This is a genomic window from Xanthomonas sp. CFBP 8445, from assembly GCF_025666235.1.
Taxonomy (GTDB): domain Bacteria; phylum Pseudomonadota; class Gammaproteobacteria; order Xanthomonadales; family Xanthomonadaceae; genus Xanthomonas_A; species Xanthomonas_A indica.
The window spans coordinates 3,332,050-3,355,577 of record NZ_CP102594.1 but is presented as its reverse complement, the minus strand read 5'-3'; the positions used below and the strand labels follow the sequence as shown (position 1 = coordinate 3,355,577).

Annotated in this window: 22 protein-coding genes and 2 pseudogenes; 9 read left to right on the top strand and 15 right to left on the bottom strand. The window is 70.8% G+C overall.

Annotated features, from left to right (window positions below; translation table 11 throughout):
• Window positions 1-79: 79 nt before the first annotated feature.
• The 7 genes and pseudogenes from NUG21_RS14270 to NUG21_RS14240 form a co-directional block, all read right to left on the bottom strand.
• Window positions 80-658, bottom strand: coding sequence for a mechanosensitive ion channel domain-containing protein (locus tag NUG21_RS14270; RefSeq protein ID WP_263391214.1), 579 nt, complete (start codon window positions 656-658; stop codon window positions 80-82).
• 88 nt (window positions 659-746) lie between these two features.
• Entirely contained in the window at window positions 747-1,541 is a 795-nt protein-coding gene (locus NUG21_RS14265) for an EAL domain-containing protein (RefSeq protein WP_263391213.1), read from the bottom strand.
• 245 nt (window positions 1,542-1,786) lie between these two features.
• A complete protein-coding gene (locus NUG21_RS14260; protein ID WP_019797700.1) occupies window positions 1,787-1,987 on the bottom strand; it encodes a hypothetical protein in 201 nt (66 codons plus the stop codon).
• A gap of 16 nt (window positions 1,988-2,003) precedes the next feature.
• Window positions 2,004-2,330 carry a YkgJ family cysteine cluster protein gene (locus NUG21_RS14255; protein WP_019797699.1) on the bottom strand — a complete coding sequence of 109 codons (327 nt, stop codon included), beginning with the start codon at window positions 2,328-2,330 and terminating at the stop codon, window positions 2,004-2,006.
• Window positions 2,331-2,649: 319 nt separating this feature from the next.
• Window positions 2,650-4,008 carry an Hsp70 family protein gene (locus NUG21_RS14250; RefSeq protein WP_263391212.1) on the bottom strand — a complete coding sequence of 453 codons (1,359 nt, stop codon included), beginning with the start codon at window positions 4,006-4,008 and terminating at the stop codon, window positions 2,650-2,652.
• A 121-nt stretch (window positions 4,009-4,129) separates the two neighbouring features.
• Window positions 4,130-4,600 (bottom strand): FKBP-type peptidyl-prolyl cis-trans isomerase, encoded by a 471-nt coding sequence (locus NUG21_RS14245; RefSeq protein WP_263391211.1) that lies wholly within the window; start codon window positions 4,598-4,600, stop codon window positions 4,130-4,132.
• Window positions 4,601-4,729: 129 nt separating this feature from the next.
• Window positions 4,730-5,671, bottom strand: a pseudogene (locus tag NUG21_RS14240) (cation diffusion facilitator family transporter); the annotation flags it as partial.
• 96 nt (window positions 5,672-5,767) lie between these two features.
• Between NUG21_RS14240 and NUG21_RS14235 the strand changes: the two are divergent.
• Window positions 5,768-6,109: a zinc ribbon domain-containing protein YjdM gene (locus tag NUG21_RS14235; RefSeq protein ID WP_263391209.1), complete on the top strand. Its 342-nt coding sequence runs from the start codon at window positions 5,768-5,770 to the stop codon at window positions 6,107-6,109.
• A gap of 297 nt (window positions 6,110-6,406) precedes the next feature.
• On the opposite strand, the gene NUG21_RS14230 is transcribed toward NUG21_RS14235, so the two are convergent.
• Window positions 6,407-7,495 (bottom strand): alkene reductase, encoded by a 1,089-nt coding sequence (locus NUG21_RS14230; protein WP_242082129.1) that lies wholly within the window; start codon window positions 7,493-7,495, stop codon window positions 6,407-6,409.
• Window positions 7,496-7,758: 263 nt separating this feature from the next.
• On the opposite strand from NUG21_RS14230, the gene NUG21_RS14225 reads away from it, so the two are divergent.
• A complete protein-coding gene (locus NUG21_RS14225) occupies window positions 7,759-8,961 on the top strand; it encodes an MFS transporter (protein WP_263391208.1) in 1,203 nt (400 codons plus the stop codon).
• Window positions 8,962-8,979: 18 nt separating this feature from the next.
• Here the strand turns inward: NUG21_RS14225 and NUG21_RS14220 are convergent, their stop codons facing one another.
• Window positions 8,980-10,170, bottom strand: coding sequence for a tetratricopeptide repeat protein (locus NUG21_RS14220; protein ID WP_263391207.1), 1,191 nt, complete (start codon window positions 10,168-10,170; stop codon window positions 8,980-8,982).
• Between the two features lie 448 nt (window positions 10,171-10,618).
• Between NUG21_RS14220 and NUG21_RS14215 the strand changes: the two genes are divergently transcribed.
• The 5 genes from NUG21_RS14215 to NUG21_RS14195 all read left to right on the top strand — a co-directional run bounded on the left by NUG21_RS14215 (window position 10,619) and on the right by NUG21_RS14195 (window position 14,242).
• Window positions 10,619-11,074, top strand: coding sequence for a PA2169 family four-helix-bundle protein (locus NUG21_RS14215; RefSeq protein ID WP_160948019.1), 456 nt, complete (start codon window positions 10,619-10,621; stop codon window positions 11,072-11,074).
• A gap of 141 nt (window positions 11,075-11,215) precedes the next feature.
• Window positions 11,216-11,836, top strand: a complete 621-nt coding sequence (gene thpR, locus NUG21_RS14210; protein ID WP_263391206.1) for an RNA 2',3'-cyclic phosphodiesterase — start codon at window positions 11,216-11,218, stop codon at window positions 11,834-11,836.
• The gene (locus tag NUG21_RS14205) at window positions 11,833-12,432 is read left to right on the top strand and encodes an HD domain-containing protein (protein WP_263391205.1); all 600 of its coding nucleotides are present in this window, start codon (window positions 11,833-11,835) and stop codon (window positions 12,430-12,432) included. Before thpR ends, NUG21_RS14205 begins: the two co-directional genes overlap by 4 nt.
• 78 nt (window positions 12,433-12,510) lie before the next feature.
• Window positions 12,511-12,696, top strand: coding sequence for an oxidoreductase-like domain-containing protein (locus NUG21_RS14200; protein WP_160948016.1), 186 nt, complete (start codon window positions 12,511-12,513; stop codon window positions 12,694-12,696).
• Window positions 12,697-12,817: 121 nt separating this feature from the next.
• Window positions 12,818-14,242: a virulence factor family protein gene (locus tag NUG21_RS14195; protein WP_263391204.1), complete on the top strand. Its 1,425-nt coding sequence runs from the start codon at window positions 12,818-12,820 to the stop codon at window positions 14,240-14,242.
• Between the two features lie 427 nt (window positions 14,243-14,669).
• Here the strand turns inward: NUG21_RS14195 and mprF are convergent, their stop codons facing one another.
• Window positions 14,670-17,234: a bifunctional lysylphosphatidylglycerol flippase/synthetase MprF gene (mprF, locus tag NUG21_RS14190; protein ID WP_263391203.1), complete on the bottom strand. Its 2,565-nt coding sequence runs from the start codon at window positions 17,232-17,234 to the stop codon at window positions 14,670-14,672.
• A 494-nt stretch (window positions 17,235-17,728) separates the two neighbouring features.
• On the opposite strand from mprF, the gene NUG21_RS14185 reads away from it, so the two are divergent.
• Entirely contained in the window at window positions 17,729-18,421 is a 693-nt protein-coding gene (locus NUG21_RS14185) for a DUF998 domain-containing protein (protein WP_263391202.1), read from the top strand.
• Window positions 18,418-18,762, top strand: coding sequence for a RidA family protein (locus tag NUG21_RS14180; protein ID WP_017910151.1), 345 nt, complete (start codon window positions 18,418-18,420; stop codon window positions 18,760-18,762). The genes NUG21_RS14185 and NUG21_RS14180 overlap by 4 nt, the downstream gene beginning before the upstream one ends.
• A gap of 218 nt (window positions 18,763-18,980) precedes the next feature.
• Here the strand turns inward: NUG21_RS14180 and NUG21_RS14175 are convergent, their stop codons facing one another.
• The 5 genes and pseudogenes from NUG21_RS14175 to NUG21_RS14155 form a co-directional block, all read right to left on the bottom strand.
• Window positions 18,981-20,057 (bottom strand): SAM-dependent methyltransferase, encoded by a 1,077-nt coding sequence (locus tag NUG21_RS14175; protein WP_160948013.1) that lies wholly within the window; start codon window positions 20,055-20,057, stop codon window positions 18,981-18,983.
• A 21-nt stretch (window positions 20,058-20,078) separates the two neighbouring features.
• Window positions 20,079-20,861 carry a DUF1295 domain-containing protein gene (locus tag NUG21_RS14170; RefSeq protein ID WP_242082121.1) on the bottom strand — a complete coding sequence of 261 codons (783 nt, stop codon included), beginning with the start codon at window positions 20,859-20,861 and terminating at the stop codon, window positions 20,079-20,081.
• The gene (locus tag NUG21_RS14165; protein ID WP_263391201.1) at window positions 20,858-21,403 is read right to left on the bottom strand and encodes a DUF2878 domain-containing protein; all 546 of its coding nucleotides are present in this window, start codon (window positions 21,401-21,403) and stop codon (window positions 20,858-20,860) included. The genes NUG21_RS14170 and NUG21_RS14165 overlap by 4 nt, the downstream gene beginning before the upstream one ends.
• A complete protein-coding gene (locus NUG21_RS14160) occupies window positions 21,400-22,713 on the bottom strand; it encodes an SAM-dependent methyltransferase (protein WP_263391200.1) in 1,314 nt (437 codons plus the stop codon). Before NUG21_RS14160 ends, NUG21_RS14165 begins: the two co-directional genes overlap by 4 nt.
• Window positions 22,710-23,489 (bottom strand): annotated as a pseudogene (locus tag NUG21_RS14155) (DUF1365 domain-containing protein); the annotation flags it as partial. The gene NUG21_RS14160 and the pseudogene NUG21_RS14155, both read right to left, overlap by 4 nt.
• Window positions 23,490-23,528: the final 39 nt, after the last annotated feature.

Genomic DNA, 23,528 nt, shown 5'->3' with positions numbered 1-23,528 from the left:
GCCGCGCAAGGCGGCTGGCAGCGACCATACCGGCTGCGCCATGTGGATGGCGTCAGCATTGCTGGTGTCGGGGGCGTTTTCAGCCGAGTCCGGGCGGAACCGGGTGGTCGCGCCAGCGGCGCGTGCTGCGCTGGAAGAACAGGCTGTTGGGGATCTGCAGCACGCTCTCGCCGTCGCCGTCGCGTTCCTCGCGCAGCGTGGTGTAGATCAGGTTGATGTCGATCACCTGGCCCTTCAGGCCAGGCTTCTCGCCGTTCTCCAGCAGTTCGATGTGGTCGTGCAGGCGGAACGGGCGCGTGGTGAAGATCAGCAGCGTGCAGAAGATGTTGGACAGCACGCTCCAGGCGGCGAAGAACGCCACCGCCGCGACCGCGGCGAACCCGGTGAAGGCGGTCCACAGCACGGTGCCGGAGACGCCGAAGCGGTCCAGGATCAGCAGCAGCGCCGCGGCGTAGATCACGAAGCCGCTGCCGCGACGCGCCATCAGCACCAGTTCCGGCGGCAGCGCGTGATGCTCGCCCAGGCGCCGGATCAGCCGCCGCAGCAGGGTGCGCAGCAACCACGCCGCAAGCACGATCAGCACGATCTGCGCGCCGGGCACGATCACATCGAGCCAGCGGTGCGTCCATGGCGGCAACAGGGTATGGAGCGGGGGCATCGCACATCGGACAACGCAGGGGGACTGCGATGGTCGCAAGCGAGGCCGTTGCGGGCAAGTCGTGCTGCGTGCGCTTGCGGCGGCCCGTTTAGTCGGCGCGCTCCAGCGCGCCCCACTGCGCCTCGGTGACCTCGGGCAGCGCCTCCAGCGCCGGCCTGGCGAACAGGTAGCCCTGGTAGAGGTCGATGCCCAGCGCACGCAGTGCGCGGTATTCCTCGGGCGTTTCCACGCCCTCGGCGAGGATGCGGCAGCCCAATTGCGAGGCCATCGCGACGATGCCGCCGACGATGTGACGGCGTGCGGCGCTGCCGTCGATGCCGCGGATCAGCGCCATGTCCAGCTTGATCAGGTGCGGCTGGAAATCGGCGAGCAGGTTCAGGCCGGAGTGGCCGGCGCCGAAGTCGTCGATCGCGGTGAGGAAGCCGCGCTGCGCATAGTCGCGCAGGATGCGCACGACCTTGGGCAGGTCGGCGATGCGTTCGGACTCGCTCAGCTCGAAGATCAGGTCGCCGGTGGGCACGCCGAAGTGCTCGGCCGCCTTCAGGGTCAGGCGGATGCAGGTCGCCGGCTCGTACACCGCATTGGGGATGAAGTTGATCGACAGGCGCGTGCGCAGGCCCAACTGCGCGGCGGTGGCGATGGCCTGCACCCGGCAAGTCTGGTCGAAGCGGTACATCTGCTCGGGGCGCACCCGCGCCAATACCGCCGCCGCACTGCTGCCGTCCTCGCCGCGCACCAGCGCCTCGTAGGCGTAAATCGAGCGGGTAGCGGCATCGACGATCGGCTGGAACGCCATGCGCACGGCGAAATCCAGCGGCTCGCCATCGCGACAGTTGCCGCAGGCGGGCTGGCCAAATTCGGCGGACAGGGAGCGCAGGAGCATGCCGAAGCGGGACCGTGGACGAGATCGCAGTATGCGCCTTGGGCGTGAAGGCGGCGCCGTGCCTTCGGGCTGCCGCCAGCTTTCCGGAAACGCCGTATCGGGCACGGCTGGCACGACGGCCGACCTCAGCCTGAGCGTCGTCGTCGTCGCGTACACGGTGCCGTGGCATGGCTCGGGCATGGATGGGCGTCCACGTCCTCGCGGATTGCGCACGCGCGATGGTCGCGCGGAATGCGCGGCTAGCGTCAGCCCGCGTCGGCGACGTCGACCTTCTTCAGCACGCGGGTAGTGCCGAGCACCTCGACGCGGCCACCGGCCTGATGGAATGCGGCCAGGTCGGCCTCGATGCGCTCGCGGCTGAGGCCCTTTTGCGCCTTGTCGCCGGCGCTGGCGCCACGCGCGTTCCTGGCGCTGGGCGAAGCGGTGTTGCCGGTGGGTCGTGCCATGCTGGAACTCCTGCAGTCAGTACATCGTCAGGGGAATGCCACGGGTCAGTTGCTCGTGGTGGGTGCGGCGGATCTCGCGGCAGTACGGGCCGGCCATCGCGAACTTGCGGCAGATCCCCGGGCGCTGCGCATAGATCGAGCAGCACATGCGCGCGCCGTCCACCGCCACGCACCAGCCGTCCTCGTCGCGCGCCATCACGTGCAGGCCCTCGCGGGTGTATTCGGTGAGATGCTCGGGGACCTGGTCGTCCGGCATCACCAGCACGGTCAGGCGGCAGCAGATCGCGTCGCAGCGGTCGCAGGCAATGTCGGCGTCGGTCGCGTCCAGCGCGGTTTCGCTCATGCGTGGCCGCCGTGCGCCGGACCTTTCGGTCGGCACGGAGGCTGGAGCGGCGAGGCCAGGCGCTCGGTCTGGCGCGTGGCAAGGGCGGGGGACATGGCGCTTCCGATGGGTCCGGCCCACAGCGGGACGGAGATTGGCGCGAGAAGGAGGCGAGTCGGGCGACAGAAACGGCCGGACGAGACGCGCGTAGCGGCGTGAGACTTGGGCGTGCCGCCATGCTACGCCAGTTGTTGCGGCGCAGTGTGAACGGTGTCGGCCGCGGGGATGCGTAGGACGCGAGTGAGATCGGACGCCGCGCGGACGGCTCGCCCGCGCGGCGTTAGTCCTGCGCGGCGGCCAGCGCCAGGCCCTGCACCACGCCGAACGAGGGATCGCCGTGGACCAGGCGCGCCTGCGGGAACGCCGCGGCGACCAGGCGCTGCAGGTAGCCGGCGCGCGACATGCCGCCGGTCAGGAACACCGCGGCCGGATCGCCGCCGATGTCCTGGCGCACCTGCGCCAGCAGCTCCTGCAGCGCCTCCAGGTAGCTGCGCGCGGCCTGCACCAGTTCCTCGGCCTGCACCTGCACCTGCAGCCCGGCTTCGATGTAGTCCAGCGTTTCCTGGTGCCGCTCGGCGTCGCTGAGGCGGATCTTGCTGCGCTCCACCGCGCGGTACAGGCGCGCGGTGTTGCCGGGTTCCTGCAAGGCCTGCAGGCGCGTGTCGTAGGGGGCCGGCACGGCATCGTAGCGGTGCTGGCGGAAGTCGCGCTGGCGGGTGGTGTCCTGCACCATCGCCGCTTCCACGTAGTGGTGCGAGGGCACGCGGGTGAGGCCGCGACCGAACTGCGGCATGAACCCAGCCAGGCTCAGCGCCAGGTCGATATCGGTGCCGCCGCGCGGGATGCCCCAGGCGCGGTGCACCTGCGGCGCGGCGTCGCCGCCGACGCTGGCGTAGGCGATGTCGGTGGTGCCGCCGCCGATGTCCACCACCACCGCGGCGTGGCGCTCGCGGCTGACCGCGTGGTAATGCATCGCCGCGGCGGCCGGTTCCTCCAGGAAAGCGACGTCGTCGAAGCCGGCGGTGATCGCCGCGCTGTGCAGGATCTCCAGCGCCTGCGCGTTGCCGGCCTCGCCGATCGAGCTGCGGAACTGCACCGGGCGGCCGAGCAGGGCGCGGCGCACCTGCACGTCCAGCTGCTGCGAGGCGGTCAGGCGGATGTGTTCGAGGATGTGCGCGGCGATGCCGGTGATGGTCTGGCGCGCGCGCGGATGCAGGTTGTAGCCCAGCATCGACTTGGGGCTCTGCACCAGGCTGCCTTCGCCCTCGACGAAATACGCGTCCAGTGCGTCGTCGCCGTACACCGCGTTCTGCAGCAGCGCCGCGGAACTGCGCGGCTCGCGCATCTGCGTTTCCATCCACTGCCGGCGCACCACCCGGATCGCGTCGCGGCGCAGCGCCTCGGGGTTGCGTTCGCGCCCGGCGGCGAGCGCATCGCGGCGGCCGGACTCGATCAACTCGTCCACCTGCCGTTCCAGCGCCGGGGTCAGGTCGAATTCGGCCGGGTCGCGCATCACCTCGGGGAAGTACACCGTGGTGCGAAACTGCTGCTGCGTGCCGAAATCGATCGGCACCACGCGGCCGTCGATCGCCGCGGCGGCGGCGGAATTGCTGGTGCCGAAGTCGATACCGAGGCGCATGACGGTGCCGGGGGCGGGAGGGCGGCGCACTGTGGGGCAAGCCGTGGCGCGACGCAAGCACGGCCCGGAACGCACGAGGCCCGCATCGGCGGGCCTCGTTGAAAACCCGAAACCGGGTCGCTTACAGCGCGGCGCCGGCGTGGCCCTGGTTCTTTTCCTGCTCGGTGGCCTCGCGCACACCGGCCACTTCCACCGCGAAATGCAGCACCTGCCCGGCCAGCGGGTGGTTGCCGTCGATGGTCACCAGCTCTTCGCCGGCTTCGGTGACCGTGACCAGCAGCGGGCCCTGGTCGGTCTGCGCCTGGAACTGCATGCCCGGCGCCAGCGATTCGGCATCCGGGAACGAGCGGCGCGGCACCTGCTGCACCAGTTGGTCGTGGCGCGGGCCGTAGCCTTCGGCCGGGATCACGTCGGCCTTGACCGATTCGCCGGTGCGCTTGCCGGTCAGGGCTTTTTCCAGGCCAGGCACGATGTTGCCGGCGCCGTGCAGGTAGCTCAGCGGATTGTCCGGCGAGGATTGGTCGATCACTTCACCGGCATCGTCGGTGAGGGTGTAGTGGATGGTGGCGACAAGCCCGTTGGCGATCTCCATGGGAAACCTCGTTCAGTGAGTAAGGGGGGATACGCCGGCACAGTCACAGCGCGATGAGAGGGGTGCTACCCGGCTACCCTAACGAAAAGCCGCGCATGGCCGCAAGTCGCCGCGGCGCGCGCTGCGCATTCAGGCCGGCGGCGGGCGCCGCAGCGCGGTGCGCCGGGCCAGCCAGGTCTCCGGGGTCTGCGGCTTGACGAACAGCGCCTGCAGTTCCGGGTGCTCGGCGCGCGCGGCCGCCTCGATGCGCTCGATGCAGGCTTCGATCTGCGCGGTGCTGCGCTGGTCCTCGAACTCGGCGCTGAGGGCGGCCACCACCTGGTCCGGTCCCATCTGCACGCTGAGCACGCCGTTGACCGCGCGCACGTCCGGATCGGCGGCGGCGATGCGCCGCAGTGCGTCGCCAAGCGGGCGCGCCGCCGGCTCGCCGATCAGCAAGCCCTTGGTCTCGCGCGCCAGCACGAACGCCGAGCAGGCCAGCACCGCGGCGATGCCGATGGACGCGACCCCATCCAGCTCCGGCATGTCCAGCCACTGCGCGGCGAGCAGCCCGGCCAGCGCGATCAGCAGGCCGACCAGCGCCGCGCTGTCCTCCACCAGCACGGTGAACAGGCTCGGATCCTTGCTCTCGCGGAACGCCTGCACATAGCTCAGGCGGCCCTTGCGTGCGCGGAACTCGCGCAGCGAGATCCACCACGAGCCGCCCTCGAACAGCAGCGACAGCCCCAGCACGATGTAGTTGAGGGTGTGGTCGCTGGCCGGCTGCGGATGGCGGATGTGGGCGATGCCCTCGTACAGCGACACCCCGGCGCCGAGCGCGAACACCAGCAGGGCGACGATGAAGCTCCAGAAGTACAGTTCGCGCCCATGGCCGAACGGATGGGAGGCATCGGCCGGGCGCGAGGCGCGGCGCAGGCCGTACAACAGCAACAGCTCGTTGACCGTGTCCACCAGCGAATGCACGCCTTCGCTGAGCATCGCCGAACTGCCGGAGATCGCCGCGGCGACGAACTTGGCGATGGCGATGGCCAGATTGCCGGCGAGCGCAGCATAGATCGCGAGACGGGACCCGGACGAAGCGGACATGGCATTCCTGCGGCCGCACGGCGGCACGGGGCGGGCGGCTACAATAGGCGGCTCGCCGTCGTCGCCGTATCAAGGATTCCCATGCCCGCCGCACCCGCTTGCCCGCAATGCACCCTGGAAAACACCTATGTCGACGGCGCCAACTGGGTGTGCGCGGACTGCGGCCACGAGTGGCCGGTCGCGGCCGAGGCCGCCAACGACGCGGCGACGGTGGTGCGCGACAGCAACGGCAACGTGCTGCAGGCCGGCGATACGGTGGTGGTGATCAAGGACCTGAAGGTCAAGGGATTGTCGATCCCGCTCAAGCAGGGTACGGTGATCCGCGGCATCCGCCTGGTCGAGGACGATGCCGAACACATCGAAGGCAACTCGGACAAGATCAAGGGCCTGGTGCTGAAGACCTGCTTCCTGCGCAAGGCCTGATGCTGCGCGGCGTGGCCGTCGCATCCTAGGGCGTGTCACCAATTCCCGAGGATGCCGCGCCTGCCAGGCCCAACCCGAAGGATCGCGATTGCGCGCGCCCGTGGCCGCGTCATCGCTCAGGCGTGGACGCACGTCCACTTCCTCGCTCTTCCTCGGCGAGCGGTTGGTGTTCTAGGCGCGCTGGAACCCAACAAGGGCCTCGTGCAGCGGCGTGGCCAATGCTGCACGCTGATCGGAGGTCATCGCCTCCGCTGATGCGGGCGGCGGCACGCGCGTGCCGCCGCCACGCAGTGGGGTTCAATCCAGCGTCGGGTAGTCGGTGTAGCCCTTGGCGCCGCCGCCGTACAGCGTGTCGGCGTCCACCTGGTTCAAGGGCGCATCGCGGCGCAACCGTTCCACCAGGTCCGGGTTGGCGATGAACGGGCGGCCGAACGCCACCGCATCGGCGCGGCCGGAGGCCACGGTCGCTTCGGCCAGCGCCTTGTCGTAGCCGTTGTTGACCAGCCACGGGCCATGGAACTTGGCGCGCAGCGCGGCATAGTCGAAGGCGATGTTGTCGCGCGGGCCGCCGGTGGCGCCTTCGATCACGTGCACGAAGGCCAGGCCCAGCGGATCCAGGCGTTCCACCGCGCGCTCGAACAGCGGCTGCGGGTCGCTGTCGTGCGCATCGTTGGCCGGGGTCACCGGCGACAGGCGCACGCCGGTGCGGTCGGCGCCGATCTCCTGCGCCACCGCCTGCACCACTTCGAACAGCAGGCGGGTGCGGTTCTCGATGCTGCCGCCGTAGGCGTCGTCGCGGTGGTTGCTGCCGTCGCGCAGGAACTGGTCGATCAGGTAGCCGTTGGCGGCATGCACTTCCACGCCGTCGAAGCCGGCGGCGATGGCGTTGCGGGCGGCGCGGCGGAAGTCCTCGATCAGCCCGGGGATTTCGTCCAGGCGCAGCGCACGCGGTGCGGAGACATCGGTGAAGCCCTCGGCGGTGAAGGTCTTGGCGTTGGCGCGCAGCGCGCTGGGCGCCACCGGTGCGGCGCCGTCCGGCAGCAGGCTGACGTGGGAGATGCGGCCGACGTGCCACAGCTGCAGCACGATCTTGCCGCCGCGGCGATGTACCTCGTCGGTGACCGTCTTCCAGGCTGCGACCTGGGCGTCGCTGTAGATCCCCGGGGTGTCCTTGTAGCCCTGGCCCATCGGGCTGATCTGGGTCGCCTCGGCAACGATCAGGCCGGCGCTGGCGCGCTGGCCGTAATACTCGGCGGCCAGCGGCGAGGGGATGCGGCCTTCGCCCTCGGCGCGGTTGCGGGTCAGCGGCGCCATCACGATGCGGTTGGCCAGTGCGATCGCGCCCAGGCGCAGCGGCGTGAACAGCGGGGAAGCGGTATCGGTCATCGGTGCGTCTCTCGGTGGTGGGGGTGGGACGGGCGACCTTACGGCGGAGTGCTGCAAGGCGGCGTGCGTGCAGGACATGGGGACAGATGGCGAGGGTTTCGCCGCGGCGCGATGGGACAGTGCGTTGCTGCCGCGGCATCTTCGCGAGCCATCGCCGCGTGAGGTATCGCCAGCGGCACGCCGCAACGCGGCGTTGCAGCCCTGGGGCTGCAAGGCTTGCTGCGATGCACAATAATGGGCAGCCCTCCTTTCTGGACGTGCGCATGACCTCATCCGCCACGGCGCCGCTGTCGCGGCGCGGCCACGTGTTGATCCTGTTCGCGCTGGCGATGGGCGGTTTCGCGATCGGTACCAGCGAGTTCTCCACCATGGGCCTGATGCCGTACATCGGCCATGGCCTGGACATCGATGCGCCGCAGGTCGGGCATCTGATCAGCGCCTATGCGCTGGGCGTGGTGGTCGGTGCGCCACTGCTGGCGATCCTCGGCGCGCGCTGGCCACGCCGGCATCTGCTGCTGGCGCTGATGGGCTTCTATGCGTTCGGCAATCTCGCCAGCGCGCTGGCGCCGGACTATCACAGCATGCTGCTGGCGCGGTTCGTCGCCGGCCTGCCGCATGGCGCCTACTTCGGCGTGGCGACGCTGGTGGCCGCCTCGATCGGTCCGCCCGACCAGCGTGGCGCGGCGGTCAGCCGGGTGCTGCTGGGCCTGAACCTGGCGGTGCTGGTCGGCAACCCGCTGGCGACCTGGCTCGGCCAGGTGGCGCAATGGCGCTATGCCTACGCGCTGGTGGCGGTGATCGCGGTGCTGACGGTGGTGCTGGTGTGGCGTCTGCTGCCGGCCGATCCGCAGGAGGCGCGGCCCTCGCCGTTGCGCGAACTGCGCGCCTTCAACCGGATGCAGGTGTGGCTGGCGCTGGGCATCGGCGCGATCGGCTTCGCCGGCATGTTCTGCGTCTTCAGCTATCTGGCGCCGACCCTGATGGAGGTCACCGGCGTGTCCGAGCACTGGATCCCGGTGGCGATGGGCGCGTTCGGGCTGGGCGGATTGCTCGGCAATCTGGCCGGCGGCTGGCTGTTCGACCGCATGCAGTTCCGCGCGGTGCCGCTGGTGCTGCTGTGGTCGCTGGTGGTGTTGCTGGCGTTCCCGCTGGCGGCGACTTCGTCGTGGGCGGTGCTGCCGGCGGTGGTGGCGGTCGGCAGCATGGGCGCGCTGGCGCCGGTACTGCAGACCCGCCTGATGGACGTGGCCAGCGACGCGCAGACGCTGGCCGCGGCGTCCAACCATGCCGCGTTCAACCTGGCCAACGCGCTGGGACCGTGGCTGGGCGGGATCGCGATCGGCGCCGGCCTGGGCTGGACCTCCACCGGCTATGTCGGCGCGGCGATGGCGCTGGGCGGGCTGCTGATCTACCTGTGGGCGCGCCAAGCGGCGCGGCGTACGGCCTGCGCACCGGCGGCCGGCTAGGACACGCCCTGGGCGGCCCTAGCGCGGCGGCCGCGCGGTCGAGGACAGCCGCCGCAACGCCTCCAGCTTGCCCTGGTAGCGCGGTTGGGTGGCCGGATCTGCGTGTGCCATGGCCGCGCGCAGCGCCACGGATGCGCGGCCGGTGTCGCCGCTGTGCAGGTAGGCGCGCGCCAGGGCGAAGTACAGCAGATGGGCACCGTCGTACAGGTGCAGCGCGCGTCGGTAGTAGGCGATGGCTGCGGCGTAGTCCTGGCGCTGCTCGGCCTCGGTGCCGAGCAGGTATTGCTGGAACGGATCGCGCTGGCGCACGTGTTCCATCTGCCGCTGCAGGGCGGCCTCGCGCGCGCCGTCGCCCAGGCGCCGGGCCAGGCCGACGGCATTGGACAGCGCCGGCAGGTGCTCCGGATCGATCTCCAGCGCCTTGGCGTAGTCGCGTGCCGCGGCGGCGCTGTCGCCATCGCGCATCGCCAGCACGCCCTGGTTGTTCCATGCGCCGGCGAAGCGCGGATCCATCTGCAAGGCCATCGCCAGATGCGCGCGGGCGCCGTCCAGGTCGCCGTCGACCATCAGTTCGGCGCCGCGGTTGTTGTAGTAGTGGGCGAGGGCGCGGCGGTCGGAGATGGGCTGCGGCCCACGCCGGTCCATCAGCACACTGCGGTCCAGGTCGATGCTGCCGCGGCCGCTGTCCACGCGCACGCCGGCGTTGACGTGGCCGACGTTGTACAGCGCATTGCCGTCCTCGTACCAGCTCAGCACCCGGCGCACTTCCTGGACCTGCGCCTGCAACCCGACGTCGCGCGCCATCGCCACGAACAGCAGGGTGAAGGACAGGCAGTTGACCTGGCGCGTGGTGTAGCTCTCGGCAACGCTGTGGGTGGCGTTGGCGTCGTACTGCAGGTTCAGGCCGTTGGCGTCGAAGGCCAGCGCCACCAGTTGCTGCAGGCGGTGCTCGGCGTCGGCGCTGCGGTCGATGCGCTGCTGCAGCAGCGCGTGCAATGCCGGCGGCAGCTGCATGATCTGCTCCGGCGTCGGCGTCGGCGTCGGCGTCGGCGTCGGCGCGGCGGTCCCCGCGACGCGCGTTGCAGGAGCTGGCGGTGTCGCCTCGTTCTGTACTGCCGCTGCCAAGTGCGGTGGCGGCATCGGCGGGGTCGGCGGCGACGGGGCGGCCGCGGCAGCGGCGAGCAGGGCGAACGCGGTCCAGGCGAACATGACGCACCCCTCGCGGTGCCCTGCAGGGCCAGGGCTCGCCTCCACTATAGGGGCTTGCCGGCGGTGCGGGGAGGCCGCTGCGGCGGCGCCGACGAACGGTGTCCGGCGGCGCGACTCGCGGCGGGCGTCATCCACAGCCGCTGTGGACGACCATGGGGCAACGGTGTGGATAAGTCGCTTCCGGCCAAGCGCCGCAACACGCGCAGACAGGATGGTGAAAACTTCGCCACATGCCTGACTGCGTGCAAACCCCAATGAACGCATGTTCACCACCGGCAATGCGGCGTGACGAACAACGGCGAACGGCTCACGTGCGCTTTATGCCGATCTGCCCAGCATCGCCACCACCACGCAACGCGGCAATTCTTTCGACCGCGCCGCGCGATATCCAAGGTCCACCCCCGCGTGCCCGTTGCGCGATATCGCCGGCTTCGCCACAGGAGTTCCCATGAGCATCCAGAGCAAGACCACGCACAGCCTCAACGACCTCATCGCCATTTCCCGCGACGGCAAGGACTTCTACGAAGAAGCCGCCAAGAAGGTGGGCGATGCCGAACTGTCGGCACTGTTCCTGCGCATCGCCGGCGTCAAGTCGGACATCGTCAGCAGCCTGAGCGCGGTGGTGCAGTCGATCGGCGGCAAGCCGGAAGAACACGGCACGATGGTCGGCAGCATGCAGCAGATGTACGGCAAGGTCCGTGCGGCGCTGGGCGACACCAAGTACGGCTATGTGGCAGAACTGGAAGAGTCCGAGGACCGCCTGCTGAAGGCCTTCAACGAGACCATCGCCGATGCCGACACCCCGGTTGCCGCGCGCGATGCCGCCACCCGGCTGCTGCCGGAAGTGCGCGCCTGCCACGACGTGATGCGCACCCGCAAGCACGCGATGAAGAACGCGGCGTAAGGCGTTCGTCGCCGACCCGGCACGCCGCCATCGCGGTGCTTGCCGGGTCGGCGTCGCGGAGTCGGCAGCGGCGGGGCGTGCTTGCTACCATGCGGCCTCGACCGCTGCCCGACCTGATTGCGGCGCCTGCCGCTGCTGCCCATGCCTCCCGATGCCGCGCCTGACGGCGCCCAGTTCTCGTTCGGCTTCGACGCGCCCGCCGCGCGCGAGAGCCTGTTCTTCGCCCTCTTGCCCGATCCGCGGACTGCGCAGGCGGTCCATCGCCTCGGTCAGCAGATGTGCCACGACCGTGGACTGCACGGACGCGCGCTGCCGCCGGAGCGGCTGCATGTGACCTTGCAGTATCTCGGCGAGTACGCCGGGATCCCGCCGCGCCTGCTGCAACAGGCGTGCGCCGCAGGGCAGGCGCTTGCTGCTGCGCCGTTCGCGCTGGCATTCGACCAGGTGGTGACCTTCGACAGCCGCGCGCGCAGTCGCCCGCTGGTCCTGCGCGGCGATGCCGAACCCGCGCCGTTGCTGGCGTTGCGCCAGGCGCTGCAGCAGCAATTGGCCCGGCACGGCGTGGCCGCACGCGCCGACGGCCATTATGTGCCGCACATGACCCTGGCGTACGTCGATCAGGCGCTGGCGCCGCAGCGCGTACCGGCGCTGCCCTGGCAGGCGGCGTCGCTGAGCCTGATCCGCAGCGTGCAGGGCCAGGGCCGTTACCTGCACGAAGCGAGCTGGCCGTTGCGCGCCGATCCAGCGCGGAGCGGCGCATGAGCGCGGCGCCGCTGACCCTGCCCGAGGCGCAGTGGGCGCAGCTGCGCGCCGCCTATGCCGAGCCGCCGCGCGCCTATCACCATTTCGGCCACGTCGAGGCGGTGCTGGCGCACTATGCCGAGGTCGCCGCCGACACCGGTTGGCGGCAGCCGCGCGAGGTGTATTTGGCCGTGCTCTACCACGATGCGGTCTACCGCGCCGGCCGCAGCGACAACGAGGCGCAGTCGGCGCGCCTGGCCGAGGCGGCGATCGCGCAGTGGCTGCCGGGCGCCGGCGTGGAGGCGGCGCGGGTGGCCGAGTTGATCGCGCTCACCGCGCGCCACGGGCAACTGACCGTCGACGCGGTGGATGCGGATGCGGCGTTGTTCCTGGATTGCGACATGGCGATCCTCGGCGCCGCGCCTGAGGCCTTCGCCGACTACGACCGTGCCATCGCCGAGGAGTACCGCGGGGTGGTGCCGGGCTGGCTGTACCGACGCAAGCGCCGCGCCTTCCTGCGTACCGTGCTGGCGCAGCCGCGCATCTTCCTCAGCGAGCGCTTCCATGCGCGCTACGACGCGGCCGCCCGCGCCAACCTGCGCCAGGCGATCGGCTGACAGGGCGGCGACCGCGGCCGGCGCCGCCTTCTTCTACACTGCCGCGCCGGTCTGTTCCGGCCGCCGCCACGGAGCCCCATGTCCGACCCTGCCGCCAACGCCGATCCCCGCCCGCAGGCGCCGCAGCCGCCGGCCCCCAGCGACTGCTGCGACAGCGGCTGCCCGCTGTGCGTCTACGACCTCTACCACGAGGAACTGGAGCGCTACCGGCAGGCGCTGGCGGCGTGGCGGCTGCGCCATCCCGGCGCCGACGCGGACGGCTGACGGCCCCGGCCGCGCCGGTGATGGCCCTCTCCGGCGTACCCGGCATGAACCGCGGCGCGCGCCGCGCTTCGCGCCGCCGCCGTTCGGGATTATCTTTAACGCGCCTTTTCAGGATGGCTGGATGATGCAGAAGCGTGGCGGTTGGGTGTGGGGATGTGCACTGGGTGGACTGCTGGTGGCCGGCATCGCCGGTGCGGCGCCGGGCGCTGCGGCCGCCGCCGCGCCAAGCGCGGGTGCGCCGGCAGCCTCGCCGGAAAAGCTCAGCCATGGCCGCTTCGAGCAGGTGCCGGTGCTGTTGCCCAAGGGCAACGCGCAGCGCGTGGTGCTGTGGTTCGCCGGCGGCAAGCACGCCGACGCCGCGCGCATGCGCCAGATCGAGGCGCTGCGCGACGACGGCGCGATGGTCGCGGTGATCGACAGCGCGCATCTGCAGGCGGTGCTGGCCAAGATCGACGGCACCTGCGGCTTCTCGGCCGGCGACGTGGAGAACTTCTCGCGTTACGTGCAGGCCTATTTCCACGTGCCGACCTACCACCTGCCGTTGCTGGTCGGCGACGGCGACGGCGCCGCGCTGGCCTATGCGGTCGCCGCGCAGGCGCCTAAGCATCTGCTGGCGGGCCTGCTGACCGAGGATTTCTGCCCTGTGCAGGTGCTCGACGACCAGATCTGCGGCGCCGGCATCACCGCGCCGGCGCGCGCGCTGCAGCCGACGGCACTGCCGGTGCCGTGGCTGGCGGCGCTCGACGCCAAGAGCCGACGCGACCGCTGCACCCAGCAGAGCGATGCGTTCGTGCAGAAGGTGGCGCAGGCGCGGCAGTTCCGCCGCAGCGCCAGCGGCGATGCGCTGCCGGGCCTGCGCGCGGCGGTGCGTTCGCTGGGCGACCGTCCCGGGGTCAGTCTGCCGCCGACCCCGGCCGACCTGGCCGGGCTGCCGGTGGTCGACGTGCCGGCAGCCGCGGGTGCGGGCGATGCCGACAACGGCAACGTGTTCGCGATCTTCGTCTCCGGCGACGGCGGCTGGGCCGGGCTCGACCAGCAGGTCGCCGGCGCCCTGGCCAAGGCCGGCATCCCGGTGGTGGGCGTGGATTCGCTGCGCTACTTCTGGAGCGAGCGCACGCCGCAGGGCTTCGCCACCGACCTGGACCGCATCTACCGGCACTACAGCCACCTGTGGCAGCGCGGGCGGGTAGTGCTGATCGGCTTCTCGCAGGGCGCCGACGTGTTGCCGGCGGCCTACAACCAGTTGCCGGAAGCGATGCGCGATCAGGTGCAGATGACCGCCCTGCTGTCGGTGGGCAAGACCGCGGACTACGAGTTCCACGTGTCCAACTGGATCAGCTCCGGCGACGACGGCCTGCCGATCGCCCCGGAAGTGGCGAAGATGCCGCCGGCGCAGACGCTGTGCATCTACGGCGAGGACGACGACGACGCGCTGTGCCCGGACCTGCCCAAGGGCGGGGCGCAACTGGTCAAGCTGCCCGGCGACCATCACTTCCAGGGCGATTACGCGACCCTGGCCAAGCAAATCCTGCAGCGGATTCAGTAGGCGCGGGGATTGGGGATTGGGGAGTCGGGATTGGGGATTGGTGGCTGGTCGCGCGTGCGGGCTTGCCTGCTCGCGCCGTCGTAGGAGCGGCTTCAGCCGCGACGCGGGCCACTGAAGCATGGTCCCGCAAGGCGGCGAGCGAGGTTGGCCGCTGCCGGGCGCTCCATGGGCGGCCGTACCCTCACCCCAACCCCCGCTCCGCGCCCCGGCCCGCGCTTGCGGCGCGGGCGCTCCGGTGTGCGCGCGTCAGTGACGCGCAAGCCCACCCTGTCGCCCCGGGGGGGGAGGGGCTTTGCTGTTCCTTCTCCCACCGGGACGACGGCCCCCTTTTCGGGGGAAGGTGCCCCGAAGGGGCGGATGCGGGTACGGCGCGAAGCCTTGCAATGCCCCGGAAAAGGGATAGCCAGGCCAATCGCCAATCCCGGCCTCACTCCGGTTTGCGCGGATCCAGCGAGATCAGCCGGGTCACGTCCAGCAGGGCGGCCGGCAGGTGCATGCCGCCGGGGGCGGCGAGATAGCGGGTGCGCCAGGTGGGGGCGAACTTGGACTTGAAGCGGCGCAGGCCGGTGAAGCCGTAGAAGCGTTCGCCGTGGCGCACGATCAGGTTGCCGAAGCGGTTCCAGCGGCCGGCCAGGCGGTGCTGGGCCAGGCCCGACAGCGGCGCCATGCCCAGCGAGAAGCGCTTGTAGCCCTGGTCGCGGCCCCACAGGAACAGCTCGATGAACAGGAAATCCATAGTGCCCTTCGGCGCATCGGCGATATGCCGCATCAGGTCCACCGACAGCTCGTGTCCGGCCGGGGCCTGCCACAGGTTGGCGAAGGCCACGACCTTGCCTTCGAACTCCACCAGCGCGATCGGGAAGCGGCGCAGGTAGGCCGGGTCGAAACTACCCAGCGAGAAGCCCTTTTCGGCGCCCGCCTTGTCTTCCAGCCATTGCTGCGAGACCTCGGCCAGCACCGGCATCAGCGCGTCCACCGCGTCGGCTTCGACGATGCGGAAGCTCAGCCCGCTGCGTTTGCCGCGGTTCCAGGCCTGGCGCAGGTCGGCGCGGTCGCGGCCTTCCAGGTGGAAGCCCTCCAGCGACACCATCGCCTCCTCGCCGAGCTTGACCAGGGTCAGGCCCAGGTCCAGGTAGGTCTGCCAGTGCTGCTCGCCGACCTGGTAGAACACCGGGCGCAGGCCCATGCGGTCGGCTTCCTCGCGGAAGCGCCAGATCAGCGCCCGCGCCACCTCCGGTGCGCCGACCGGGTCGCCCATCGCCACCAGCGAGCCGCCGTAGCGCTGCATCATCACGAAGCCGGGGCCTTCTTCTGCTTGCAGCAGGGCCTTGTCGCCGGTCAGCACCAGGCAGGCCTGGGTATCGGTGGCCTGGGCCAGCACCGGCGCCAGCGCGTCCAGCTGCGCGCCATCGGCCGGCGGCAACGGCGAGCGGGTGCTGTGCAGCAGCCGCGCCATCCCGAACACCACCACCGCCACGCTGACCAGCAGCACCGCGCGCAGCGCGCGCGGCGCGTTGGCCGAGGTGGCGAACTCCCACCACAGCTCGTTCTGGTATTCGACGTGGCTGTAGACGAAGAACAGCAGCCAGATCGTGGCGATCAGCACCAGGCCGAGGTTGCGCAGCCACGGCCACGACCAGGCCTCGTCGAGCAGCGCGCCTTCGCGGTAGAACTCGCGGCGCGCGCCCCACAGGCCGACCGCCACCACCAGCGAGGACAGCGCCACCGAGACGTGGCCGCCGCGCAGCCAGGCCGGCAGCGGCAGCAGCACGCAGATGCCGATCGCCAGCACCCAGGCCGCATGGCTGCGCCGCTGCAGGCCCTGGCCGATCAGCAGCAGCACCACGCCGCCGAGGCTGGCCAGCAGGTGCGAGGTCTCCATGATCGACAGCGGCGCCATGTCCTGGCGGCGCTTGGGCGTGGGTAGGGTGCCGTCGATGACCAGTGCCGCGCCGACCGCGAACACCGCCAGGGCGATGATCTGCGGCAACCACGGGCGCAGCGTGCGCCAGGCCACGCGCACTCCGCCGGCACTGGCGGCCAGCGGCCGGCGCAGGCCGGACAGCGACGCCATCAGCACCGACAGCAGCAGCGGCACCACGTAGTAGGTAATGCGGTAGATCAGCGCCGCCGCCAGCACCGCCGCCGGCGCCACGCCGGGCAGCAGCTTGAGCAGGCTCCACTCGAACACGCCCAGGCCGGCCGGCACGGTCGAGACCAGCCCGGCCACCACCGCGACCAGGTACAGGCCGACGAAGCCGATGTATTCGATGCCCGATTCGTTGGGCAGCAGCACGTAGAACGCGGCGCTGGCCAGGCCCAGCTCGACCACGCTCAGCGCGGTCACGCCCAGGGTGGTGCGCCGGTCCGGCAGCCACAGTTCGTGGCTGCGCCAGCGCAGCGTGCGGCCGTCGCGGCCGGCCAGCAGCAGCATCGCGGCGAAGCCCACCAGCAACGCGATGCCGATGGCGCGCACTGCGGTCGCGCCGACCGGCAGCGCCAGCGCCGCTGCGGCCGGTTCCAGGGTCAGGGCCAGCGCCAGCAACAGCCAGGCGCCGAACACGAAGCCGAGCGTGCTCATCAGCACCACCTGGCCGATCTCGGCCAGGCTCAGTCCGACCCGGCCGTAACCGCGCAGACGCACCGCGCCACCGGTCAGCGCGGCGAAGCCCAGGGTCTGCCCGACCGCATGCGCCAGGAACGCGGTGATGCTGATCCGCATCGGATGCAGCTTGCGCCCGCTGCGGCGCAGGCCGACGGCATCGAAGCCGATCAGGCAGGCGTAGCTGCTCAGGCCCAGCAGCAGGGTCAGCACGATCTGGCTGAGGCTCAGCTGGTTGAACGCGTGACGGATCGCACTGTAGCCATGGGTGCTGAACTCCGTGGCCAGCGCATGCAGCGCCAGGGCCAGGATCGCCAGGCTGGCCAGCACCGGCAGCGCACGGCGCCAGCCGGGAGTGGACGCGGGAGCGGAGGGCGCGGCGTCGGTCATTGCGGGCGAGCGGCAAGGTGCCACGACCCGCGGCACGCGATGCGCGACGAGGCCGGAGCGGAACTGCAGGCGGAACGAAGAGAGACCATCGCGATACCGGTTGGATGAGAGCGTGTTACGAACATGGAGGGAGCGGCGAACAGGGGGCGGCGGCAAGGTGTGTGGTGCGCCGGAGCAACGCAGGTTGCCCGGCACGCCGCGCACCCTTCGGGCCACGCAAGGCAGCACGTCCCGACAGAAGCGCGATCAACGGCGCGAACCCGGCCCTGTACGGGGTGGCTTGGCGCCATCCCGGGCAGCACCACGCCGTGCACGTACCGCATCCTCCACTACCCATGCCGCTCCTCTCACCGTGCATCACACGTTCTAGGCTATACCGGCCGCGCCGGCGACGCGCATGATAGTGGAATCGTACGTCGCCACGGCGTCGGGACCGCGGCAGGGGCCGCGGCCGGCGGTTGCGGCCATGGTCTGAGTTGTTCCGGAGCCTGTCGATGCCGCTGTCCGCATCTCCCTTTCCCGCGCCGCCGCACTGGCCGCGCCCGGCCGGTGCCGCCGCGCTGCTGCTGGCGCTGCTGTTCCTCGGCGTGGCGTTGGCGCTGCAGGTCGTGCGCACCGATCTGCACTGGCAGCAGGCCACGCTCAGCCAATACCTCCATGGGCCGGGCGGCCTGCTGTTGCGCACTGTCTACGTCCTGCTGGCAGCGGCTGTGATGGCCTTGGCGGCCGGCCTGTACGCGCAAGCGCCGCCACGCGCGCGCAGCGGCGCACCGGTGCTGCTGTTCTATGGTGCTGCGCTGGGATTGTGCGGCGTCGCGGTCGGCGACAGCTACCTGCCGCAGCGCGCACCGCTGCTGGCGCCGCTGGTGCACGGGCTATCCGCGCAGACCGCGTTCCTGTGCGCGACCACGGCAATGCTGCTGCAGAGCGCCTGGCTGCGCCGGCAGCAGGCGTGGCAGCGCCGCGCCGGGCCGTTGTTGCTGCTGGCAGTGCTGGCGTTCGTGGCCTTGTGGGTGCATGTGCTGTGGCGCGCGCCGCCGCGCGGGCTGACCCAGAAGCTGGCGATCGTGCTGATCCTGGCCTGGCTGTTGCCGGTGGCGTATCGGCTGTGGCGGCCGGCGCCTGCACGCGCGGCGCAATCGCGCGACAATGGCGCGGTCTTCCCACTACAGGACAGCGCATCATGATCCAGCGTTTCGATACCGGCCCGCGGATGTCGGAGATGACCGTGTACAACGGCGTGGCCTATCTGGCCGGGCAGATCGCCGACGACACCAGCGAAGACATCGCCGGCCAGACCCGCCAGGTGCTGGCGGCGATCGACCGCCTGCTGGCGCTCGCCGCCACCGACAAGAGCCGGATCCTGCGCGCGGAGATCTTCATGACCGACCTGGCCGAGTTCGCCGAGATGAACAAGGTCTGGGAAGAGTGGGTCAGCCCGGGCAACACCCCGGCCCGCGCCACCGTGCAGGCCAAGCTGGCCGACCCGGCCTGGAAGATCGAGATCGTCATTACCGCGGCCGCTTGAGCGGCCGGGATTGGGGATTCGGGAGTGGGGATTCGTCTCGCCCATCCCGGTCTCGCTGGCGCACCCCTGATCCTCGTAGGAGCGGCTTCAGCCGCGACAGGCATGACCGGTAACGCCCCTCGCGGCTGAAGCCGCTCCTACGCGCAGACGATCAGGCGGCAGCGAGCCGCCCTTGCCAATCCCCAATCCCGACTCCCCAATCCCAGCACCCGAGCGCCTCAGCGCCGCACGAACCGGTAATGCGCCACGCCCCACTGCTGGCCCTGTTCGTAGCCGAACAGTTCCGCGCAGGCCATCCAGAACATGCGCCAGCGCTGCCACCAGATCTTGGCGTCGGCGCCGTAGGTGGCCTGCAGCACCGGCATCAGCGCATCGCGGTGGCGGTCCTGGTTGTGCAGCCAGGCGTTGGCGGTCTTCTCGTAGTGCTGGCCGGACAGCAGCCAGCGGCGTTCGATCGCCAGGTCGTCCTGAAACTGCAGCAGGGTGTCGGCCGCCGGCATCAGGCCGCCGGTGAAGAAGTGCCGGCCCATCCAGTTGTCCTCGCCCTGCACCTCGAACGGGTAGGCCAGGTCGCGATGGCAGAAGATGTGCACGAACAGCCGCCCGCCCGGCACCAGCCAGTGGCCGACCCGCTTGAGCAGTTCGCGGTAGTTGCGCATGTGCTCGAACATCTCGATCGAGACCACGCGGTCGTAGCTCTCGGTCGGCAGGGTCAGGGTGTTGGCGTCGTGGGTGATCACCTTGACATTGCTGAGCCCGCGCGCGCGGCACTGCGCTTCGATGTGCTCGCGCTGCGGCCGCGAGTTGGACACCGCGGTGATGCGCGCGCCGGGGAACTGCTCGGCCATCCACAAGGTCAGCGAGCCCCAGCCGCAGCCCAACTCGAGGATGCGCTGGCCATCGCGCAACTGCGCGCGTTCGCCGTACAGCTGCAGCATGCGTTCTTCGGCCGCGTCCAGGTCGGGCGTGCTCGCGTCCCAGTAACAGCTGCTGTACTTCAGGCGCTTGCCCAGGCACAGCTCGAAGAACCGCGGCGGCACTTCGTAGTGCTGGCGGTTGGCCGCGTCGGTCTCGATGGCGATGGCGCTCTCGCGCAGCGATTCGATCAGCAGGCGCTGGCGTTCCCAGGCCGCGTCGGCGCCGCCGGCGCGCTCGTCGCGCAGGCGTTGCGCGCACAGTCGGCGCATGGCCGCGCGCAGCACGGCGTCGGGCAGCAGGCCGGATTCGGCCAGGCGCGTGGCCAGCGGCTCGGCCGGCGCGGCGGGCGGGGAAGAGGTGGCGAAGGTGCTGGACATCGGCGGATCTCCTGGCGCGGCTCAGTGCCGCGGCGGCATGGGGAAGAAGGCGCTGGTGCTGCGCTGGTAGTCGGCGTAGTCGCGCCCACGCGAGCGCAGGGCCTGCTGTTCGGTGTAGGGAATGCCGGTGACGCGGTACAGGAAGGCGAACATCAGCAGCGGTCCCAGCGCGGCCACGCCGACCCACAGCGCGCCGCTGCCCACCGCCAGGAACACGTAGGCGAACCAGTGCACGAATTCGAAGAAGTAGTTCGGATGCCGCGAATAGCGCCACAGGCCGTGGCGGCAGGTGGTGCCCTTGTTGGCCGGGTCGGCGCGGAACGCGGCCAGTTGCCGGTCGGCCAGGCTTTCCCCGCCGACCGCGATCAGCCAGGTCGCCAGCGCCAGCGTGGTCCACACGCTCCATTGCGGCTGCGGATTGTGCGCGGCCACCGACAGCGGCACCGCGAACGCCAGCACTACCAGCGCCTGGCCGAGGAAGAACGCCAGGAACTTGCGCTGGTCGCCGTGCCAGTGCTCGCGCAGGGCGCGATAGCGGCCGTCCTCGTGCGCATCGCCGAATACGCGCACGCCCAGGTGCCAGGCCAGGCGTGCGCCCCACAGCCCGCCCAGCACGGCGGTCAGCACGCGCGGCAGCAACGCGCCGTCGGCACGCCAGGCGCAGTACACCGCGGTCAGCGCCATGCACGCCGACCACAGCACGTCGACCACGCCGGCGTTGCGGGTGTGTCGCTGCCAGGCCCAGCCGGCGAGCATGACCAGCACGGTGAACACGCCCACATGCAGCAGCGGCCAGGCGTTCATCGCATCGCTCCGGTTGCCGGCATCGCTGGCGTTGGGGACGTCAGGCGACGCATCGCCAGGCTCAGCAGGGTCAGTGCCGCGGCCCAGCCCAGCGCCAGCGCCAGCAGCGCCTGCGGCAATGGCTCGGTCAGGGTCACTGCCTGCCAGCCGCGCGCGGCCAACACATAGCCCAGCGGACCGGCGGTGGCGCCGAACAGCGCCGCGCGCCAGGGATGGCGCATCACCCACGCCAGCGAATGCTGGAAGGTTAGCGCGAAGCCGGCCCACAGCGCCAGGATCCACAGCGGCGGCCACGGCGCCGGCGGCGCGGCGGCATAGCGCACCCAGTCGCCGGCGCGCATCGCGGCATCCACGCCGGCGCCCAGGGGCAGCGCCAGGGCGATCAGCGTGGCGTCGCCGCGGGCGCGACGGCGCCGCTGCAACTGGTACAGCGCGAACAGCGCCAGCGCCGCCGGGCCGGCCCAGGCCAGCCCGTGCGCGGCGCCGACCACCGCGGCCAGCCACAGCCCCTGCAGGGCCAGGTAGTTGATCAGCTTGCTCATGCGTCGCCCGCCAGCGCGGGAGCGAACTGCGCCGGCCGCGCGCGTGGCTTGCTCAGCCACAGGTGCACGTCGCCGATCGAGCGCTCCAGGAAGCCGCCCTCGCAGTAGGCCAGATAGAACTCCCACATGCGGATGAAGCGTTCGTCGTAGCCGAGCGCGCGCACCTGCGGCAGTTTGGCCATGAAGCGCTCGCGCCAGGCGCGCAGGGTCAGCGCGTAGCTGGGGCCGATGTCTTCCAGATTGAACAGGCGCAGGTCGCTGGCGCGGCCGATCGCGCCGGTCATCGCCGCCACCGAGGGAATGAAGCTGCCCGGGAAGATGTGGCGCTTGATGAAGTCCACCGACTTGAGCGCCTGCGCGTAGCGGTGATCCTCGATGGTGATGGCCTGGATCAGCGCCTGGCCGTCGTCCTTGAGCAGGCTGCCGACCTTGCCGAAGTAGGTATCCAGGTACTGATGGCCGATCGCCTCGATCATCTCGATCGAGACCAGGCGATCGTAGCGACCATCGAGATCGCGGTAATCGCGCAGCAGCACCTCGACCCGGTCCGACAGCCCGGCGGCGGCGATGCGCTGCCGGGCCAGCTCGTACTGCTCGCGCGAGATGGTGGTGGTGGTGACGCGGCAGCCGTGGTGCTTGGCCGCATGCAGCGCGAAACCGCCCCAGCCGGTGCCGATCTCGACCAGATGATGGTGCGGCTGCAGATCGAGCTTGGCGCAGATGCGCTGCAGCTTGCGCTCGGCCGCGCGCTCCAGCGCCGCCTCGCCCAAGGCGGCGTCGGCATCGCGGAAGATCGCCGAGGAATACATCAGGTTGCGATCCAGGAACAGCTCGAACAGTTGGTTGCCCAGGTCGTAGTGCGCGGCGATGTTGCGGCGGCTGCCGGCGCGGGTGTTGCGCGCGAACGCGTGCAGGCCGCGCATCGCCAGGCCGCCGAGCCGGGCCAGGCCGGTCTCCATCGCGTCCAGGCGGTCGCGGTTGCGCACCAGCAGGCGCACCAGCGCGACCAGGTCGTCGCAGTCCCACAGCCCGTCCATGTACGCCTCGCCGACGCCGACGCTGCCGTTGAGCGCGGCCTGGCGGTAGAAGCGCGGGTCGTGGATGCGCAGATGCGCCTGCAACGCGTTGGCGCCGGCGCTGGCATCGCCCAGTGTGGTCAGCGTGCCGGCCTCCTCGATCCGCAGCTGGCCATCGTGCAGGCCATCGAGCGTGGCGAGCAGGCGCTGCCGCAGCAGGCGATCGAGACCGCGCACCGGCGGTGCGGCCGGGGTCAGCGCGGCGTCGGAAGAGGGCGCGTGCGGAGCGTTCATCGGCGTTCTCGCGGAAGGGAATGATCGGGATGGTCGTGCACCGGGTTGCCGCGCAGCCACAGCCGCAGCGCCTGCCAGTGGATCTTGGCCATGACCTGCAGGGTCATCGCCGGATAGCGCAGCAGCGCCTGCGCCAGGTTGGCGCCGCCGAGGGCGCGGCGCTGCAGCACCAGGGTGGCGTCGAAGCGCCGCCGCGTCGTCGCCGGCGCGGGATCGAGCACGTCCATGTGCACGCGCAGTTGCGCGCCGGGTTCGCTGAAGCGCCAGGCGTAGGTGTGCGCCATGGCCATGAACGGCGAGACATGGAAGCGCTTGGCGAAGCGCCAGGCATGCGTGGCGCCGTGACTGCGCGCCTCGGCCATCGGCAGCACGTAGGCGTGGCGCTGCCGCCATGGCGTGTTGGTGATCTCGGCGACGATGCTGTGCAGGCGCTGCTGCGCGTCGTGGCAGTAGTAGAACGTGACCGGATTGAAGCAGTGGCCGAAGTAGCGCAGGTGGGTGAGCATGCGCACCGGCCCCAGCGGGCGCTCGCCGGTGTGTTGCTGCACGCGGTCGCGCACTGCCTCGTCCAGTGGTTGCGCGGGATCGCCCAGGTAGTCGCTGCGGCGGAATTCGGCCAGGTTGCGCCGGTTCACCGACCACAGCCAGCGCCGCGCGAACACCTGCTCCAGTTCGTCCAGGTCCAGGTACAGCAGGAACAGCGGATAGCGGAACGCCAGGGCTTTCGGCGCATAGCGGCGATGCCGCACCCAGCCGGTGTACACCGCGCTGTGCAGGCCGTGCAAGGTCGTGCCCGCCGCCGCCGACGTTGTCGA

Bases quoted from the DNA above. Each gene is read 5' to 3' on its own strand.
- NUG21_RS14195 (WP_263391204.1), top strand. From the start codon at position 12,818: ATGATGCAGAAGCGTGGCGGTTGGGTGTGGGGATGTGCACTGGGTGGA.
- NUG21_RS14170 (WP_242082121.1), bottom strand. From the start codon at position 20,861: ATGAACGCCTGGCCGCTGCTGCATGTGGGCGTGTTCACCGTGCTGGTC.
- thpR (WP_263391206.1), top strand. From the start codon at position 11,216: ATGCCTCCCGATGCCGCGCCTGACGGCGCCCAGTTCTCGTTCGGCTTC.
- NUG21_RS14215 (WP_160948019.1), top strand. From the start codon at position 10,619: ATGAGCATCCAGAGCAAGACCACGCACAGCCTCAACGACCTCATCGCC.
- NUG21_RS14180 (WP_017910151.1), top strand. From the start codon at position 18,418: ATGATCCAGCGTTTCGATACCGGCCCGCGGATGTCGGAGATGACCGTG.
- NUG21_RS14265 (WP_263391213.1), bottom strand. From the start codon at position 1,541: ATGCTCCTGCGCTCCCTGTCCGCCGAATTTGGCCAGCCCGCCTGCGGC.
- NUG21_RS14175 (WP_160948013.1), bottom strand. From the start codon at position 20,057: ATGTCCAGCACCTTCGCCACCTCTTCCCCGCCCGCCGCGCCGGCCGAG.
- NUG21_RS14160 (WP_263391200.1), bottom strand. From the start codon at position 22,713: ATGAACGCTCCGCACGCGCCCTCTTCCGACGCCGCGCTGACCCCGGCC.
- NUG21_RS14270 (WP_263391214.1), bottom strand. From the start codon at position 658: ATGCCCCCGCTCCATACCCTGTTGCCGCCATGGACGCACCGCTGGCTC.
- NUG21_RS14260 (WP_019797700.1), bottom strand. From the start codon at position 1,987: ATGGCACGACCCACCGGCAACACCGCTTCGCCCAGCGCCAGGAACGCG.
- mprF (WP_263391203.1), bottom strand. From the start codon at position 17,234: ATGACCGACGCCGCGCCCTCCGCTCCCGCGTCCACTCCCGGCTGGCGC.
- NUG21_RS14205 (WP_263391205.1), top strand. From the start codon at position 11,833: ATGAGCGCGGCGCCGCTGACCCTGCCCGAGGCGCAGTGGGCGCAGCTG.
- NUG21_RS14250 (WP_263391212.1), bottom strand. From the start codon at position 4,008: ATGCGCCTCGGTATCGACTTCGGCACCAGCAATTCCGCCGCCGCCGCG.
- NUG21_RS14230 (WP_242082129.1), bottom strand. From the start codon at position 7,495: ATGACCGATACCGCTTCCCCGCTGTTCACGCCGCTGCGCCTGGGCGCG.
- NUG21_RS14245 (WP_263391211.1), bottom strand. From the start codon at position 4,600: ATGGAGATCGCCAACGGGCTTGTCGCCACCATCCACTACACCCTCACC.
- NUG21_RS14185 (WP_263391202.1), top strand. From the start codon at position 17,729: ATGCCGCTGTCCGCATCTCCCTTTCCCGCGCCGCCGCACTGGCCGCGC.
- NUG21_RS14200 (WP_160948016.1), top strand. From the start codon at position 12,511: ATGTCCGACCCTGCCGCCAACGCCGATCCCCGCCCGCAGGCGCCGCAG.
- NUG21_RS14220 (WP_263391207.1), bottom strand. From the start codon at position 10,170: ATGTTCGCCTGGACCGCGTTCGCCCTGCTCGCCGCTGCCGCGGCCGCC.
- NUG21_RS14225 (WP_263391208.1), top strand. From the start codon at position 7,759: ATGACCTCATCCGCCACGGCGCCGCTGTCGCGGCGCGGCCACGTGTTG.
- NUG21_RS14255 (WP_019797699.1), bottom strand. From the start codon at position 2,330: ATGAGCGAAACCGCGCTGGACGCGACCGACGCCGACATTGCCTGCGAC.
- NUG21_RS14235 (WP_263391209.1), top strand. From the start codon at position 5,768: ATGCCCGCCGCACCCGCTTGCCCGCAATGCACCCTGGAAAACACCTAT.
- NUG21_RS14165 (WP_263391201.1), bottom strand. From the start codon at position 21,403: ATGAGCAAGCTGATCAACTACCTGGCCCTGCAGGGGCTGTGGCTGGCC.